19 protein-coding genes are annotated in these 15,296 nt (G+C 58.3%); 6 read left to right on the top strand and 13 right to left on the bottom strand.

Going from position 1 to position 15,296, the window contains the following annotated elements; all coding sequences use genetic code 11:
- Positions 1 to 320: 320 nt before the first annotated feature.
- From AC1DX6_RS16890 to AC1DX6_RS16875, 4 genes are all read right to left on the bottom strand, one after another.
- Positions 321 to 629: a DUF1236 domain-containing protein gene (locus AC1DX6_RS16890; protein ID WP_477315270.1), complete on the bottom strand. Its 309-nt coding sequence runs from the start codon at positions 627 to 629 to the stop codon at positions 321 to 323.
- A gap of 114 nt (positions 630 to 743) precedes the next feature.
- Entirely contained in the window at positions 744 to 998 is a 255-nt protein-coding gene (locus tag AC1DX6_RS16885) for a hypothetical protein (RefSeq protein WP_477315268.1), read from the bottom strand.
- A 768-nt stretch (positions 999 to 1,766) separates the two neighbouring features.
- Complete coding sequence (locus AC1DX6_RS16880; protein WP_477315266.1) at positions 1,767 to 3,557, bottom strand: OmpA family protein; 1,791 nt, start codon at positions 3,555 to 3,557, stop codon at positions 1,767 to 1,769.
- Positions 3,558 to 3,775: 218 nt separating this feature from the next.
- The gene (locus tag AC1DX6_RS16875; RefSeq protein ID WP_477315264.1) at positions 3,776 to 4,141 is read right to left on the bottom strand and encodes a low affinity iron permease family protein; all 366 of its coding nucleotides are present in this window, start codon (positions 4,139 to 4,141) and stop codon (positions 3,776 to 3,778) included.
- Between the two features lie 561 nt (positions 4,142 to 4,702).
- Here AC1DX6_RS16875 and AC1DX6_RS16870 point away from each other — a divergent pair.
- Positions 4,703 to 5,323 carry a hypothetical protein gene (locus tag AC1DX6_RS16870; protein ID WP_477316442.1) on the top strand — a complete coding sequence of 207 codons (621 nt, stop codon included), beginning with the start codon at positions 4,703 to 4,705 and terminating at the stop codon, positions 5,321 to 5,323.
- 43 nt (positions 5,324 to 5,366) lie between these two features.
- Here the strand turns inward: AC1DX6_RS16870 and AC1DX6_RS16865 are convergent, their stop codons facing one another.
- From AC1DX6_RS16865 to AC1DX6_RS16850, 4 genes are all read right to left on the bottom strand, one after another.
- Positions 5,367 to 5,843, bottom strand: coding sequence for a YciE/YciF ferroxidase family protein (locus tag AC1DX6_RS16865; RefSeq protein WP_477315262.1), 477 nt, complete (start codon positions 5,841 to 5,843; stop codon positions 5,367 to 5,369).
- A 125-nt stretch (positions 5,844 to 5,968) separates the two neighbouring features.
- Positions 5,969 to 6,760, bottom strand: a complete 792-nt coding sequence (locus AC1DX6_RS16860; RefSeq protein WP_477315260.1) for a YihY/virulence factor BrkB family protein — start codon at positions 6,758 to 6,760, stop codon at positions 5,969 to 5,971.
- 362 nt (positions 6,761 to 7,122) lie between these two features.
- On the bottom strand, positions 7,123 to 7,323 hold the full coding sequence (locus AC1DX6_RS16855; RefSeq protein ID WP_477315258.1) for a hypothetical protein: 201 nt from the start codon (positions 7,321 to 7,323) through the stop codon (positions 7,123 to 7,125).
- A gap of 68 nt (positions 7,324 to 7,391) precedes the next feature.
- A complete protein-coding gene (locus AC1DX6_RS16850; protein ID WP_477315256.1) occupies positions 7,392 to 8,258 on the bottom strand; it encodes a PRC-barrel domain-containing protein in 867 nt (288 codons plus the stop codon).
- A gap of 252 nt (positions 8,259 to 8,510) precedes the next feature.
- On the opposite strand from AC1DX6_RS16850, the gene AC1DX6_RS16845 reads away from it, so the two are divergent.
- A complete protein-coding gene (locus AC1DX6_RS16845) occupies positions 8,511 to 8,768 on the top strand; it encodes a GlsB/YeaQ/YmgE family stress response membrane protein (RefSeq protein ID WP_477315254.1) in 258 nt (85 codons plus the stop codon).
- Between the two features lie 276 nt (positions 8,769 to 9,044).
- Here AC1DX6_RS16845 and AC1DX6_RS16840 read toward each other — a convergent pair whose 3' ends face one another.
- Entirely contained in the window at positions 9,045 to 9,587 is a 543-nt protein-coding gene (locus tag AC1DX6_RS16840) for a phosphatase PAP2 family protein (RefSeq protein WP_477315252.1), read from the bottom strand.
- A gap of 50 nt (positions 9,588 to 9,637) precedes the next feature.
- Here AC1DX6_RS16840 and AC1DX6_RS16835 point away from each other — a divergent pair, with 50 nt between their 5' ends.
- The 3 genes from AC1DX6_RS16835 (at position 9,638) to AC1DX6_RS16825 (ending at position 11,209) form a co-directional block, all read left to right on the top strand.
- A complete protein-coding gene (locus AC1DX6_RS16835) occupies positions 9,638 to 10,111 on the top strand; it encodes a DUF2127 domain-containing protein (protein ID WP_477316440.1) in 474 nt (157 codons plus the stop codon).
- Positions 10,112 to 10,249: 138 nt separating this feature from the next.
- Positions 10,250 to 10,513, top strand: a complete 264-nt coding sequence (locus AC1DX6_RS16830) for a YMGG-like glycine zipper-containing protein (RefSeq protein WP_477315250.1) — start codon at positions 10,250 to 10,252, stop codon at positions 10,511 to 10,513.
- Positions 10,514 to 10,567: 54 nt separating this feature from the next.
- On the top strand, positions 10,568 to 11,209 hold the full coding sequence (locus AC1DX6_RS16825; RefSeq protein ID WP_477315248.1) for an outer-membrane lipoprotein carrier protein LolA: 642 nt from the start codon (positions 10,568 to 10,570) through the stop codon (positions 11,207 to 11,209).
- 333 nt (positions 11,210 to 11,542) lie between these two features.
- Here AC1DX6_RS16825 and AC1DX6_RS16820 read toward each other — a convergent pair whose 3' ends face one another.
- The 3 genes from AC1DX6_RS16820 to AC1DX6_RS16810 all read right to left on the bottom strand — a co-directional run bounded on the left by AC1DX6_RS16820 (position 11,543) and on the right by AC1DX6_RS16810 (position 13,868).
- Complete coding sequence (locus tag AC1DX6_RS16820) at positions 11,543 to 12,628, bottom strand: sensor histidine kinase (protein ID WP_477315246.1); 1,086 nt, start codon at positions 12,626 to 12,628, stop codon at positions 11,543 to 11,545.
- Between the two features lie 355 nt (positions 12,629 to 12,983).
- A complete protein-coding gene (locus AC1DX6_RS16815) occupies positions 12,984 to 13,214 on the bottom strand; it encodes a hypothetical protein (RefSeq protein ID WP_477315244.1) in 231 nt (76 codons plus the stop codon).
- 435 nt (positions 13,215 to 13,649) lie between these two features.
- Positions 13,650 to 13,868, bottom strand: coding sequence for a hypothetical protein (locus AC1DX6_RS16810; protein WP_477315242.1), 219 nt, complete (start codon positions 13,866 to 13,868; stop codon positions 13,650 to 13,652).
- 270 nt (positions 13,869 to 14,138) lie between these two features.
- On the opposite strand from AC1DX6_RS16810, the gene AC1DX6_RS16805 reads away from it, so the two are divergent.
- Complete coding sequence (locus AC1DX6_RS16805; protein WP_477315240.1) at positions 14,139 to 14,660, top strand: DUF982 domain-containing protein; 522 nt, start codon at positions 14,139 to 14,141, stop codon at positions 14,658 to 14,660.
- 318 nt (positions 14,661 to 14,978) lie between these two features.
- Here the strand turns inward: AC1DX6_RS16805 and AC1DX6_RS16800 are convergent, their stop codons facing one another.
- On the bottom strand, positions 14,979 to 15,185 hold the full coding sequence (locus tag AC1DX6_RS16800) for a hypothetical protein (protein ID WP_477315238.1): 207 nt from the start codon (positions 15,183 to 15,185) through the stop codon (positions 14,979 to 14,981).
- Positions 15,186 to 15,296: the final 111 nt, after the last annotated feature.

Here is a 15,296-nt window from a genome sequence, read left to right as displayed (position 1 = left end):
GGCAAGAACCGGCCGCTTCAGATTAACAAGCCGTGACGAATGAAGTTCCTAGAGGAAACGAAAAAGCCCGCCGCCACCCCCTGACGACGGGCTTCGGCCTACGCCACTGGAAAGCGCGGGCTCACAGCGGTCCCACCCACTGCTCACAGCATAACGAATAACTTCGGCTCCGGTTTCACATCCGCCCAGATCTAGCCGGCGGCAGTCCAGGAGGTCGAGCACCGACTGGGGACGGTCGGCCACGTGCAAGCGAGCAAAAAAGGAAAACCCGCCGCTCCATCAACGGCAGCAGCGGGCCTTCCTTGAGATATTGAAGCAGATTATTCGATGATCTGCACGACCTTGCGCGTATCCGGGTCGACCAGGACTGCATGGTCTCCGACGACGGTATACTTGTACTTCACGTCAGGAACATCGATGGCGTGCAGTTCGACGGTGTCCGGCAGCGCGGTGCCGATGCCAAGCTCGACACCCAGCAAACTCACCGAAGCAAGCTTGTGCGAGTGGACGTATTCGCGAACGACCGTCTGCTGCTCGGGCTTGAGAATGATGACGTCTTCCGCAAAAGCGGCACCGATTCCGGCGGCCACCACAAGACCTGCAGCGGTAGCGACAAGATACTTCTTCATGATCGAACCTTTCTTTACTAAGTTCACTTGAGCAGTATTTTCACTGCTGAAACACAACTCTGCCAAATATATATTGTTCCGGATCTTTATCTTTTATTGCAGAGCGTGCGCTGCTTAACCGCCGCTGGCCGGCGCGGGCGCGGCTGGTGCAGGTTCGGCCGGTTTCGCAGGAGCAGTCGCTGCCGGCGCCTCGACCTTTGGCGCTTCCACTTTGACGTTGATGTCCTGTCCGCTGCCGCCGCTGTGGAGGTTGATTACACCGGTGAACAACAGCAGCACTGCCACTGCGACAATCGCAAGAACGACCGCGATGGCAGTGCCGCCGCCTCCGCCGCCGCCTGAGTTAATAACGGTTGGACCTTCAGCCATGACTTCTCTCCTTGATGATTACGAAAATTAAAAAAACGAGGGTTCGCTCGGCACTCGCTGTAGCGGGCGAACCCTATCGGTGTAGGAAGGGACGGGACTGCGCTAATCTGCGATTGTCAGGAAAGGGCGATGCCGATCACAAGAAGGGCCATCGCCGTTGCGAAGATCGGGGCGAGCAACCAGCGCGCTTGACGCACACTTCTATCCATCTGATTTCTCCAAACTATTCGAGGGAAACAACGACCTTGGCTCTAGCCTGTTCCAATTCAAGTGACGGCTAGGACCTTTGCGCTATTTGATCAGACTTAAGTCCGGTTGCGGGGCCAAGCTCATTGTCCGCCAGCCACATAAGCCTGGCGGGACGCCGAAGTTATTGCTGCCTCCCCCGTCAGCTCTTTCTGCGAAGCTCACCCCGCAGCCGTGAACGAATTTTGGCTGGTTCGCGGTGTCAGCAAGTCGCGGCTCGCCGAGACCTCGCTCGCAAAGATGCGCTCGACCAATTGGCTCTGAGGGCGAGCCTCTACAGTATCAGGGTCGACGATCTTGCCGGCATTGCCGCCGAGTCGCCTGACGACCGTGCCTCCACTAGGCATCGAGCCCGCACCTTCCTTCCCCATCGAATAGATACAGGACCCGATGGGTTGCGCGGATTTTGCTTCAGCCCAAGCCAGCGGATGGCAGTCGGACGCAGAACGATTGGCATCGCGCTGCCACGGCGCGGGAAGCGTCTCGCGAATCGGCGAGCTGGCCGAATCGCAAGACGTCCGTTCAGTTGGAACTGGCGACGGGCGCTACAAGCGGCGTGATGCGGCGAATAGCGACACGCCGGTTTTGGCGTTCCGGCCCTGTCGTGTTCACCTTAAGATAGCGCTCGCCGTAGCCTTGAGTCGTCAGGTTCTCTGGCGCGATGCCAAAGGTGTTGGTAAGGGCCTCGGCAACTGCCTCGGCTCGACGGTCGGACAAGGCCAGGTTTGCGTTGTCGCTGCCGACCGCATCGGTGTGGCCCTCGATCAAAAAAGTCTCCGCCGGGTTCTTCTTCAGCAACCGCTCCATTGCGTCCGCGACACCTTGCAGCTTTTTGACTTCGCTATCCGAGATCGTTGCCGATCCGGACTCGAAATTCAACGTGTCGAGATCAACGCGCCGGGCGATGTCGCGCACACGGGCGGAACGCTTGACCTCGTCGACCGAATAGAGGCGCTGGACCTTTTCCACTGGGGGTTGTTCGAGGAAGGTGTAGTAGTCACCCGGATCTTCGACCAATTCCGAGTCCAGAATATACTGGTTGCGCGGGATGGCGAGGCGCATCGCTGGCAGGTCATCTCCGGGGTCGCGCCAATCGTGCAAATCCTGATAATACCGCTCGTCGACATAGCTCAAGACATACTCGTGGCCGTCAGGCGTGATGCGCGAGCGCTGGATGACGTCACCATAGCGGTTGCGGATGGTGACGATTTGGTTGCCGTTGTCGCGAATAATCGTCTCGCGGGTGCGGCCGCCCGGCAAATCCTCGTAGTACACGTCCTTGGCACCACGGTTCATTCGCGGAGCTTCGTTGCTCTCGACTATCGTTTGGTTGTTGAACTGGATGATAATCCTCCCGCCAATTTCCGTGAGGACATCAGCGCCTTTTGGGCGATCCGGCGCTTGGCTTTCTGGCGCCTTGTCACGGCGTGTCCCCTTTTCGTCCGTTACCGGAACGATCTTCTCCGGCTTAATCTCCTGCTGGGCTGCCTTATCGTCAGCAGGCGGTGGTCCGGCCTCTACTGGGGCAGCCGTAGGCGCGGTCGTCTGACCGCCATCGCTCTGAGCAGCCGGTTTGCCGTCCTTGCCCGGACGTTTTGCATCCTTTTCACTATCGAGGATGGGCGCGGCGTTCGGATTTGCTGGCGCCTCGCCCTGGACTGGCTTTTCGCTTTGGGCGGGCTTCGCCGGCTCGCCACTGGCTGGCTGCTCGGAGGATGAAGGCTGCTGACCGGTTGAAGGTTGCTCTCCAGTCACCGGCTGTTTTGGTGCAGGCTCGGCGGCCGGGGCAGGCTCGTCGACTGTAGCAGGGGCCGAGGCAGGCGGGTTGACCGCGGGCGCCTGACCGGCAGGCTCGACTTGCTTGGGCGCCGATTTGTCGGCTTCCGGCGCCTGTTGGTCGGTGGAAGCCGGCGCAGGCTGGGATTGTGGTGTGGTCACGGCCGGCTGGGCAGGCTGTTCCTTCGCGGACGGGTCAATTTGGGGAGCAGATTCTGGAACTGGACCTGCCTCAGGCGCTGGGGCTGCCTCAGGCGCTGGGGCTGCCCCCGGCTCCACCTGCGGTTCCTGGGCTGGCTGCGGTTCGGTCTCTGGAAGCGGAGCAGCGTTTTCGGCCGGAGCCTGCTGCCTCAGCGCGCAGGCTTCGGCGGACTCGCCCTCCTTGCAGTTTAGCTTGATCAAAATTGGCGGTTCAGATGCGACGAACCGTGCGGCACCAAACGCTATGCTGCTGAGCGACGGGAAGACCCCGAACGGCGTCGAGGCGATCACCAAACCGAGAGCGGTGCTGGCCAAAATCTTTGGTCGTCTTGTCATTTCAATTTCTCCGTGAGTGTCCCGTCGCTATTCAAACTAAGCGCCGCATTCGTTCCAGATCATTTCAAACGAAGCGCTGCCAAGGACGGTTTAGGGACTGCTAGGCAGCTGTCGCGTCACGACGAGTTGCCTGCCTTGACCCGCAAAGCGGACGGTCGTTTTCGATGGTACGCCGCAAGCTCGTCTCCTCTTGGTGGGACGGGCTTTGAGCCAATTTCTCACGTGTCGGCCAGCTCTTGAGAAGCCTGGACCGACAGATCCGCTACCGCTTCCTGTTCAAGCTTGGTCAGTTTGGTTTTGATCTCGTGCGGGTCGGCATGTTCGAGCCCAACCACGTCGTTGCGCGCTTCTGCCACCGCAATAATTAGCTCATCCAGCTTAGCGTGTATGGCCGCGGTGTCGCGATAGCCCTGAATCAGCACAACGCCCGTGATGATAATTGCCGCAACCGACAGCGCGTAGGTAACGGCATTTGTAAGACCGAACGGCACCAGAACCGTACAGAGAACCATAGCCACGACCAACACATAGAAGCCGGGCGGACGCGACAGAAAGTCAGCGGCAAGAAACAGAAATCGGTTCACGACAGCAAGAACCCTACAAAAAGCAACGTCCGCGCAAGTGACGCGTGCCCCGCCAACAGCCACGCTGCTCCGATAAGGCTGTTGGTTTCGCCACTGCTCGAGAAACGAAGCGCCAGGCGAAGACAATGAGGGTCGCTATCTCCCATGAGTTCCCGCTTTTGATCTTGAAAGTGCTGACAAAACGGCTGATTAGCGGGTTGGTTCCCGCCAAAGGCTTCAGTCTTAGGGGGCACGCGACTTAGGTCCTATGCGCTGTTGTGTCGGCTCAAGGTCCCTATGGGCCTTAAGGACTACCGCGCCTCGCCCGAAACCCACTTATGGAAGGCGATACGCCGTGTCGGTCTGATCCGTCTGATCCGCACGCGGAACTTAGCGCGGGCTCTGAAGTTCACACTGAGCCAGCCTGCTAGGTGTTCATTGGACAAGCACAACACGAAACTACAACCGCGCCGGTCCAAATTCGCTGGAAATCTGTGTTCGCCAGTGCTCAAGAAATTTGGAGCCAAGTTGATTAGCACGATCCGCCATCGCAAGGTGAATGGGACGGTGCCCGAGCCAAGCATGACAACATCTCAGTCCTTGATCGCTGAATGGCCCTTGCGGACATCCGCGACGCTCGGGTCTTCAGTGCGCGCCAAGGGGATCGAACGCGAAGTGCGGGCGCGCCTGCCATGGGCGGTGCGCAAGCACGTCAAGGCTGAGACTGGGCGCATTGCATTGCAAATGACGGAGGTCGAGGCGAGCGAGTTTGAGACCGCTTCGGCCGCCATTACCAAAACGCTTGAGGGGATCGACGAACTGCCCGTGTTGCCTCGCGAGGTCGAAGATGTCCTGACGATCTCGTCGCGCGAACGACACAAGTGGGTCAAGGACGGCAGGCTGCAAAGCATCGGCACGCGTACCGTGAAGATGCGCGGCCGATCAAAGAAAGTCACCTTCCACGTTTTCGATCCCCGCCACATCGAGGACGTCCTGGATCGCGACTTGCCTACCGTCTGGCGCGAGGAGGATGCGCGGCAAGTTGCCGAAAACAGGCGGCGAGGCGCCGGCAAGGCCGCGCGGACGCGCGCGGGAAAGGGCAACGCGAAAGCCCGCGTCGCCAAGAGTAACTTTCCAGCAGGTGACCCATCGCCAAGACTGGAGGGATGGGAGAAGTTCGAGGACGAAGGCCTGCTGCGCTAACCGTCGGGGTTGCGCCCTGACCGTCGCAACGCCAAGCCAGGCCTCAATTTGTCCTGTTGATCGACGTAACTGCAAGGTTCGTCAGCTTGTTGTTGGTGGCTTTCTCCTGGTCGAGGATTTCGCTAAGCAGCTTGTGCGCCTCGTCGTGCCCAAGGTCCTTTGCCCATTCCCGCAGCGAGCCGTACCGGGAAATTTCGTAGTGCTCAACTGCCTGGCAAGCCGCCAGCAAGCCGGAATCGAGAGCCGTCCCCGACGCTTCTTTCATCAGTCCGTCGGCTTCCTTGAGGAGCCCCTCGATAGCGTCGCACTTCTCACCAGAGGCCTTCTTGCCAATCGACTTGAACACCTGATCCAACTTCCTGATCTGCCCCTTCGTTTCCTCAAGGTGGTCCTCGGCTGCCTTCTTTAGCTTGGCGTCCTTCACGGCCGCGGCCACTTTCGGCAAAGCCTTGGTGATCGCGTTCTCCGCATAATACATGTCCTGAAGGGTATGCTCGAAAATGTCGGCCAGCGTTTTCATTACAATGCTCCTTGCCCGAATTGGCTTCAGAAGAAAGAGCGGGCGAAGCGAATGGTTCCGTCCGTAAAAGCAAACGGGACATCCTCCATGAGAGTTGCGCCGGCATTGCCCTAGCTGCCGCATGCTCAGCGGCGAAGACCCAGCATCAACGACGTCAGCGTTGCGCTCGCACATGCCACTGCAAGCAGCACGACAACGCCCGCACTGTTGGAATGTTTCTCTGTGCGAGATACGACAACGCGTCTGGCAGGCACATCATTGTGAACCAGCGCGTCAAGATCGGACCTGCTGCCGTGTCGAACGGAATAGGCGCGAGTGAATTCTGCCCCGAGAAGAAAAATTTCCGATGAGTAGTAAACCCAAAGCAGTATGACGAGCAGCCCACCGGCGGCCCCATATGAGGACGCGATCGCGCTGGAGCCGATATACCAACCGATAAGCGATTTTCCCATCGTGAAAAGGGCAGCGGTCACAACGGCCCCTATCGCGACATCGCGCCATTCCAGAGATCGATCCGGCAAGATCTTGTAGATGGCAGCGAACATCGCTGAGATCAGGACAAACGAAACCACCGCATTGATCACGCTGAGGACGATTGTGCCAAACGCCAACTGAGCGTTCATGACGTTGCTTAGGGCCGAGATCGCCGCGCTCGCGACGAGAGAGACGAGCAGCATGAAACCAAGGGCCGCGACCAGCCCCAAACTTGCAGCACGCGCGCGCACAAGGCGTGACAACGAACTGCCCTGTGGCTCAACCTTCCATATTGTGTTCAACGACTGCTGCATTTCGCCAAAGACACCAGATGCGGTCAGGAGCAAGGTAACGATGCCTACGACCGCCGCCCAGGTGCCGGATGATTTGACCGACGCGCTCTCGAGCGCGGTTTGAAGGAGACTTGCGCTTTCTGGACCCAATCATTCCTGATATCTGGGCAGACAACGCCAATTGCGCGGCTTCATGACCGAATGCGAGACTTGCGATTGCGACTACTATGAGCAGACTTGGCGCCAGCGATGTGGTGGCGTAAAAAGCCATTGCAGCGCCATGGCTAAGCGCATTGTCGGCCACAAAGCCCACTACGCTCTCCCGCAACAGATCCCATGCAATTTTGATCGCGCGTCGCATGTGCCCGTCGGCAATTCCATTGGCGTTCACCAGCAATGCACCAGCATCGCTTGTTCCACTTGCGAGCGACGCGTTCGAGGACGAGGACCTGGTGTTCCAAGCTAGCTTGACAGACGCGATGCCCTTTCGGAAATTTCGCAACGCCTCCGCCTCACCGCTTCTGTCGAGACACGAGCTCCGAAAAGACCGCTTCTCGATCTCCCTTGTGTTTTTGCAAGAGGGCCAATGCTTCCTGGTGATCGATGCGGCCGAGCTTGCCGATGAAATCCAATTCGTGCCGCGGCACGGACACGCGGGTCATCCGTCCAAGATCGAACCTTGCACCGCTTTCTGGCGCTGCTTTGTCAACCATTAAAGCCCTCTTGCTATCTTTTCATGGGAGTGTGGCCCGCCCCGACGGGTCGGCGCGGGCCATTTCGGCTACTGGCTGATGACGATCCGCTGCTTGTCGCGGTTCTGGGCGTAGGTGCCCTTGTCATAAGCGGTCTGCGCTTCCAGCTGGGCCTTGGTGAAATTGGTGTAGAGATAGCGGTTTCCGTCCTTGTCGGACATGAACTTCAATTTCTCCAGGCCCACGGCCACTTCCTTTTCCCCCATGCCGAGGAAGCCGCCGACATCGACGACTACTGCATCCACCTTCTTGTCGCCGCTGAGAACGACGTCGCCGATCTCACCAACTTTTGCATCGTCAGCGCCGTAGACGGTCGTGCCGATGAAGTCCTTGGTGCTGATTTTATCCATCGGCAGCTCGGTCAGCGACGCCTTGTCGATGGCAGCCGTTTTTGTGTTGTCCGTCGTGGTCGCAGCAGCCGGTTCGTTGTTGGCTGTGGTAGGGGCGGCACCATTCGAAGCCGTCGCCGGATCATAGACCTTGAGGTCGAAATCGGGCTGCGCCTGGAGGTCTTCCTTGGTGGTCTTGGCGACCAGCCAGCGTTCGCCCTTTTTTTCGACCCATTCAGCCTTGCTGAAATCATAGGCGACGTTCTTTTCGCCAATGCCCAGAAAGCCGCCAACGCCGATCACAATGTATTTGGCTTTGCCGTCGTTGGAGAGGACGATGTCTTTCACGTCGCCGATCTTCGCGGCATCGTCCGCAGCGCTGTCGTAGACGTCGGCGCCGATGATCTTGGTAGCAAGGCTTCCGTCCGCCATTGTCGACGGGACGGCCGTTGTTGTCTGCGTTGTGCTGGCAGGCTTTGCAGCGTCCTCGGCTGCGGCACCTGTGGCCCAGACTCCGGCGGTGAGGAGCGTTGCGACGGCTGTGGTAGCCAAAAGTTTGCGGATCATGATACGTTTCCTTGTGCGTTATGTTGATGCACGCCGCGTTCGGCTTAACCATTGCACCGGTGGCTGAACGCGGCACCGTTTGCGACTGCACAACGGGCCTTGCGGATCGAAGTTCCATCATTATTCGAGCCAAATGGGTTGCCTCGCATTCGGCTCGCAGTCCCGGCAAATCGTCGACCTTCTGGCGGAACTAGTTGGCCCACCAAGCGTTTCCGGCCGGAACCAATTGCGGTTCAAGGAAAGGGGAACACAATGCAGAATCCTGGCGTCGGTTGGATCGCAGCGATCATCATAGGCGGCCTTGCCGGATGGCTCGCCGAGATGTTCATGAAAAGCAACATGGGCGTGCTCATGAACATCATTTTGGGGATCGTGGGCGCCGTTATTGCCAACGTCCTTCTCGGGGCGCTTGGTGTCTCGCTGGCCGGCTGGCTTGGCTATCTGGTTGCTGGCTTTATCGGGGCTTGCATCTTGATTGCAGTGGCCAGGATGATCAAACGCCCAGGATGATCAAACGCTGAGCCAGATTTTCTTGCAGGGCCTCCCTCTCGGGAGGTCCTTAGGCGTGCTTGCCGTGGTAAAGATGATACCGCCTGAAGTCATGGCGGAACACAGGGCGGCGGCGGCCTTAGCCGTAGATAGACCCGTGAGCCGCGCCGCTGCGGTGATCATCGCTTGTATATGGGCCGGATCGGTCGCGCTGGCTGGGTGGCTGGGGTATCGATATTTCGTCGCCTAATTCTGGAGTCGCGCCCAACAGCGGTGGGCTGGCACAGCACAATCGTTCTAGAGGATTTTGGTCACTAGGTTGTCCAGCCGGGAGTTCTCGCGGTAGGTCAATCGCACCACAACGGCACCAATGATGCCGGTGATGGCACCGCCGATAACGTCGGTAAGGTAGTGGGTGCCAATGTAAATTCTCGACCAACAAATCAGAAATGCCAGCAGGGATAGCACCACCGTCCGGCGCGGCAGAGCTTGCATCGCAAAGGCCGCAACGATTGCAATGGCTGCGGTCGCATGATCGGATGGGAATGACCAGTCCGCGCTTGGCGCGATCAAAAGGTGCGTCACACCGGCGTCGTAGGGGCGGACGCGATGCACGAACAGAAGAATGAGTTGGTTGACCGCCAGACCGAGCAAGAACGCCAGACCGGCCGACACGGCGGCGTGCCGAACGTGGTAACGGTCGACTTTGGCCCACCATTGCAGAACCACAGCCAGCACCATGACCGGAACGCCGACTTGTGAGACGCCAATCATTGCCTGATCAAGCACCGGGTGAAATCCGGCTGACGCGTTGATCCACTGGGTGAGAGTTGCATCCATTCTTACTTGCTTCCGTTGTTGTCGATCGCGAGGTAAATTTTGTGAAAGCAATCGACGAACGCCGCATCCATCAGATTTTTGAAGTCAGCGTCTGGCTGAAGGGTGCGCACGCGCTGATCGAATGCCTTGGCGGTGTCCTGCTTTACCTCGTCACCACAGACACCATTGCCTCGTGGGTCAATGCTCTCACCCAAGACGAATTGATCGAAGATCCGAACGATTTCATGGCTGGCCATCTGTCGCAGATGGCCAGCCACTTTTCGATCGCGAGTAAGCAGTTCTACGCCTTCTATCTGCTCAGCCACGGCCTGATAAAGCTGCTCTTGGTCGTCGGGCTTCTGCGAGGCAAACTGTGGTCGTATCCGGCCTCCCTCGTCGCGCTGGGCGCATTTATGGCCTACCAGGTCTACCGCTATTCCTACACCCACTCTCCGGGCCTGCTCGTACTGACCGTCTTCGATGCGGTCGTCATGCTGTTGATCTGGCACGAATGGAGTGTAATGCGCCGGCACAAGCCCGCATAGCGATCGGTCCTGTGGGATTTTGTTGGTCTCACAAACATCGACTGGTTCCCATGAAACGTGGCAACCGTTGCCATCGATGGATCGAAAAACTCACTGGCGCATTTAATCTCCGGCTAATTAAAGCCCAGGAGAGTACGAATGAAAAAGACACTACTTTTGTTGAGCCTGCTCATTCCGCTGGGAGCATGCTCCCGTACCGAGCAAGGCGCTGCAGTGGGCGGCCTGGGTGGCGCTGCAATTGGTGCCGCTGTGGCCGGCGATCCCGTACAGGGAGCTGTTGTTGGCGGAGCGGTCGGTGCGATCGCCGGCGCGGTGATCGGCCACGCCAGCGAGGCCGGCCAATGTCGATATCGCGATCGCCACGGCCGCGTCTACATTGCACGTTGCCCTGACGGCTATTGAAATAGGGCGCGTGATCGGTTGCGATCACGCGCCTGCTCTGGTTAGGATAATTATATGCGCCGTATCACGAAGACGCTGATTGGTTTTGGATTTATCCTGGGCGGCGCTGCCACTATCAACATGGAACTCGCGCATGCGGTCTCAGCCGCACCTGTTGAGCCGCAGCAGATCGCCGATCATTTCTCATCAGTAAAATCGATGTCCGGCGACTTTGTTCAGTCGGGGCCGAAGGCGGAAAAGACAAGCGGCAGGTTCTTTTTCCAACGCCCAGGCAGAATACGATTCAACTATGCGGGCCACTCAGGGGTCAGCGTAATTGCTGATGGCAAGTCGTTGGTCGTTTACAACAAGAAGCTCAAGACATCGCGGCTCTATGCGCTCGCGAAGACGCCGCTCAAGTTGCTCCTCGACAACAAAGTCGACTTCTCTGGCAGGCGCTTCAAAAGCATTAAGGAAGACGGAAACCAGGTAACTGTCAGGCTCGCCGACAAGTCAGCCTTCGGCAATTCAGATATTACCATGACGTTCGACCGAAAATCGCTCGATTTACGCAAATGGAGCCTCACCGACGAGAGAGGACTGACGACGACGATAACTATCTCAAACGTGAAGCAGGGCGTTCGCGTTGCCGATGAAACATTCAAGATCGATTATGCGGCGAACCGTGAATACAACACCACAACGAAATCACGTTGAACTGGACATACCCCCTGCGGTCAGAGCGGAGTAGTCAATTTCGCTTGTTGATCGACGTGACCGCGAGGTTCGTCAGCTTGTTGTTGGTCGCCTTCGTCTGCATCACCACACCCATCTCCCCATGGTATTTAGCAAGCCCTTGCTTCTAGAAAAGGGCGGATCATGGGTTGGCCCGCGCCGTTTGGCGAAGACGCGGGCCGACCAAGTTTGCCGCCGTGGCCAGCAGCCCGAACCGGTACGAACCGCTGCTGCAGCTCAACAACCTTGGTTGGCGAAGTTCCCAGCCGCAGACAAAAAAAGCCCGCCTACCTAGGCCCTTGCCATACCGATTTATTAGCTGGCGGCGGCAGCCGATCGTCTGAAAACGATGGTGACCTTTGTTCCCTCGCCGGGGCTTGAAGTGACGTTAAATTCCGCCTTGGCGTTCTCGGTCAGCGAGCGCGCTATTAGTGCGCCGAGCTTGCCGGGTTTTGGCCATGTCTCGCCTTCCGGCAAGCCGACTCCATCATCGGCGACGGTGACCCGGCAGCCGTCGCCATTGACGATGCTGTGCAGTGTTATCGTGCCACCCTCGCGGCCCTGAAAGGCGTGCTTGAGCGCATTTGTCAGCAACTCGTTCACAACCAGCCCGGTCGGCATGGCGACGTTGATCGAGACCGGATAGGTGTCCACCTTCATATCAAGGCGGATACCTTCGACCGCATGTGAGCTCATCACCGCTGACGCGATCTGGCTGAGATAGACACCGAGATCGACCTCATCCTTCTGCTCGTCAGCCGAAAGCGTCTGGTAGAGGATCGCCAGAGCATCAACACGTCCCGCGAGCCTCTCGAAACGCTTCTGGTCCGGTTCGGTGGCGTTCCGGGTTTCCAGACGGATCAATGCAGTGATCATTTGCAAATTGTTTTTGACCCGGTGCTGCAGTTCGCGCAGTAGAGTGTCTTTCTCACGGACGCGTTCCTCGCCCGAGCGCGCATCCGCCGCCCCACCATGTGACGACACGTCGACCAGCGCTACCAGCCGGAAGCAGATCTTGCCGTTGTCGTCCTCGATAACGTTGGAATAAACGTCGACGATCGCCGGCTTTTCCTCGCCGCGCTCCAGCCGGAAAGTGCCGACGAAATCGGTTTCATTCGCCACCGCCTCGGCAAGTGGGCGGTCCTCCTGCTGGTGAATTCCGATGCCGGGCAGTGCTGCCCAGTTTTCCCGGGCAAGCCGTGCCGCCTTCAGGCCTGACAATTTCTCGAATTCCGGGTTGGCGTAGACGACGCGCTCCATCGCCCCAAGATCGGAAACAGCAATGGCGATCGGCACCTGATCAAGGAATTTCTTGAACTGCTCGCTCTCCAGCGCGGTCGCAAGATCAGGCGTATCGAGCAATTGCTCGATCGCCTCGGCCTTCTCGGAATCCGATGTCATCTGACCAGCCTAGCTATGCGCGGGTGCCATAATTGTACTGCGTGCCCCGACACCGACGCGCTGCCCATCACTTAATGCAAGAGAGAATAAATTCGGCAAGAAAGACCGTAAGCACGAACGAAACAGGCAACGCCAGCAGCCACCCGGCTTCCAGAATGTTCAGGCTATCGAAGCCCAAAAAAAGCTTAGCACCGCTATGAGAATGACAACAGCGCCGACCAACCAGACAATGTTGTTCATCACGCTCTCCCATTCCGCTGAGCATAGCTCGGCGACCCATCAAAACGTCCAGTGTGCGTGTTCGTTCCGCTTGCTGCATCGGGCGACGGGACGGCAACGGGCGAATGGAGATGTCTCAAGCTTTGCGAGTCGGTTTTGCAGCTTCAGTTGCAACGACTGCCTCTAGCGTCTGGGCATGTTCCGTCGCGATTTTCAAGAGAATTGCAATCGTTTCACGATGCGTCCAACCCTGCGCCTCCGAGGCGGCCACCAAGGCTTTGAACGCGGCCTCAAGCGCAACTTCGCAGTTGACTTCCCTGTCTGGGCTACCCTCTGGCAAAATCGGTGGTTCTACGGTTTGGGACATCAAATGGAAGCCTCCCGCGAACCAAAGGTTCCGACATCCGCAATAATTGATCGCGAATGCTGGGCCAGCGTGGCTGATGCTGCGCAGCCTGGCTCTGAAGGGTCATTCTGTCCGGCCGTCAAACCCGGCAGGCCGGCGCAAAAGTCCGCCTCTGACTACATCTGGTCGTTATATGGCTTTTGGTGAGGCCAACCATTTTCGCCAACTCGGAAAATGGCGGCACGTTAGATTCCGACTGCCCGTTGTTTGCAAGCTGCAGCAGGCTTATCGGAAAGCAGATTGCATCCCGGTTTGACGGGGCCATGTCCTCACGGATGCGCTCATCCCCAACCAACTATGCTTCAAGCCTTCCGCAGGGCAATGTCGGTGTCGTCGATCGACGGAGGCGATCGCCATAAGGGGCCTTCGAGCGGCAGGTTTGCCACGCTCATCTGGTCAATCCTCGGTTGGGCCACCCGGCCGCGTGGGAACGTTTTGGCCGTCGGATTGATGCGTCTTTTCTTCCACTTCGCCCCGTCGCCTGGTCAATCCGATCCCGTCTTTAGGTTTTTTGTTTCCGGCCGCATCTTGAGAAAACTGGTCGGAGGGATCAGAGCCAGTTCTCGCGGGATATTTCGTCGCACCGATTTCCCTGCGGTTTTCGCTGTCAGCCATTTTTTGCACTCCGGTTCAAAGGTTGGTGATTAACTTCCGCTCGCCCCAGTGGTTCCTCGGGCGCATGCACCATTGGCCCCCGGACGCGATCTGAATTCCTCCTGGTCGGACTCGCGGCGCGGAAGACTGGCGGCGATGCAGTTTCACGTTCACCCAGACCCGTGCCGCTTAAATTTTCGCAAGGCATGGTCGCGGCCTCGCGAAGGACCACAAAGCCAACTGCAACCTCGTCCCGGTTTGAACGTTATCACAGTCGGACAGGAGGGCTACATGGACGACAAACAGTTTGACAGGCCGGTCAAGGTTCGCCTCTCCGAGAGCGCGAAGCCGCTAACCGTAAGATCCGCCCACCAGGCGTCCGCGTTGCTTGCCAGCACTGACTGGCCAGGTCAGGGGACCGAACTCCATCGTGACGCATTCGAAACCACGGAGAAGGTGCTGGAAGGGAGCCGCTCCACGATCGACAGCCGCACTCGATTCGAAGAGGCCGCTCGTGAAGCCGGCATATTTGTGGAAAGCGACGACGACGATGACCGCAAAGCGAAGCGCATCCATTTCGAAAGCAGCGTAAAAATCCGGCCTTATGGCAGCTCGTCTGTGCGCGAGGTGAAATCCGTTCAGGGTGCGAGCGAAGTGCTCGTTGATTGGCCGCACTCAAAGCGGGGGCCTTTCTACCAATCAGCGAGAGAGATCGTCGAAGCCGCGATCGACGGTAAGTCATTGCCTTCCCAGGCGCGGGAGGCTTTTGTCGCTCTCGCCGAGCATGCCGGAATTCTAGAGTCGCGAGCCTGAGCCGCAGGCGCAAAGATCCGACACATCACCAAGCTTTCCGATGCCAACAACGAAAAGGGCCGCCGAGTGGGCGGGCGAGTTGGATGTGGAGAAGCAAGAGTAAGCCGGCGCTGGGGAAGCGGGCGAGGAACGATCTTGTTGGTTCTCTCAGGTTCCGTCGCGGCGCGATTATGTTTCGTATTTCCGAGCCGCCTACGCTTTTCACAGCCGTCGGCGCACCACAGTGCGGTCCGTTGCTGCTGACGTTAGGTGCGCTGCTTCAGTTGGTCGCCAGCGTCGGCTAATCTTATCGACGACCCGACGTGTCGGCATGCAGAGTTACTTTCGAACCACTCCAAATTCAGCGGAATGACTCCCCTGCTCCGCGGTCAAAAAGCCGTCGGCGGCCAGGCCCCTGCGGAGCAGCTCCCTCACAGCTGCAGCGCGGCTTGGCATTCGCTTGTCGAACCGCCAAGTGTCCAACGCCGCCAACTCTTCAGCGGTCAGCATCACTTGAAGACGCTCTTCTCTCTCCAGACCAGCCATTTTTAACCCCTGCGTTTTGCCTTGAGCAAAATGAGTAGGTGGTGCAAGCCGCTAAGAAATAGCCATTTGCGTGTTCGACTGCAACGGCTCGGCGCACTGCATCAACTCAAT

It is taken from the genome of Mesorhizobium sp. P2_C4 (assembly GCF_056404575.1).
Note: the sequence above shows the minus strand (reverse complement) of the source record. Positions and strands in the feature narration are given on the sequence as shown.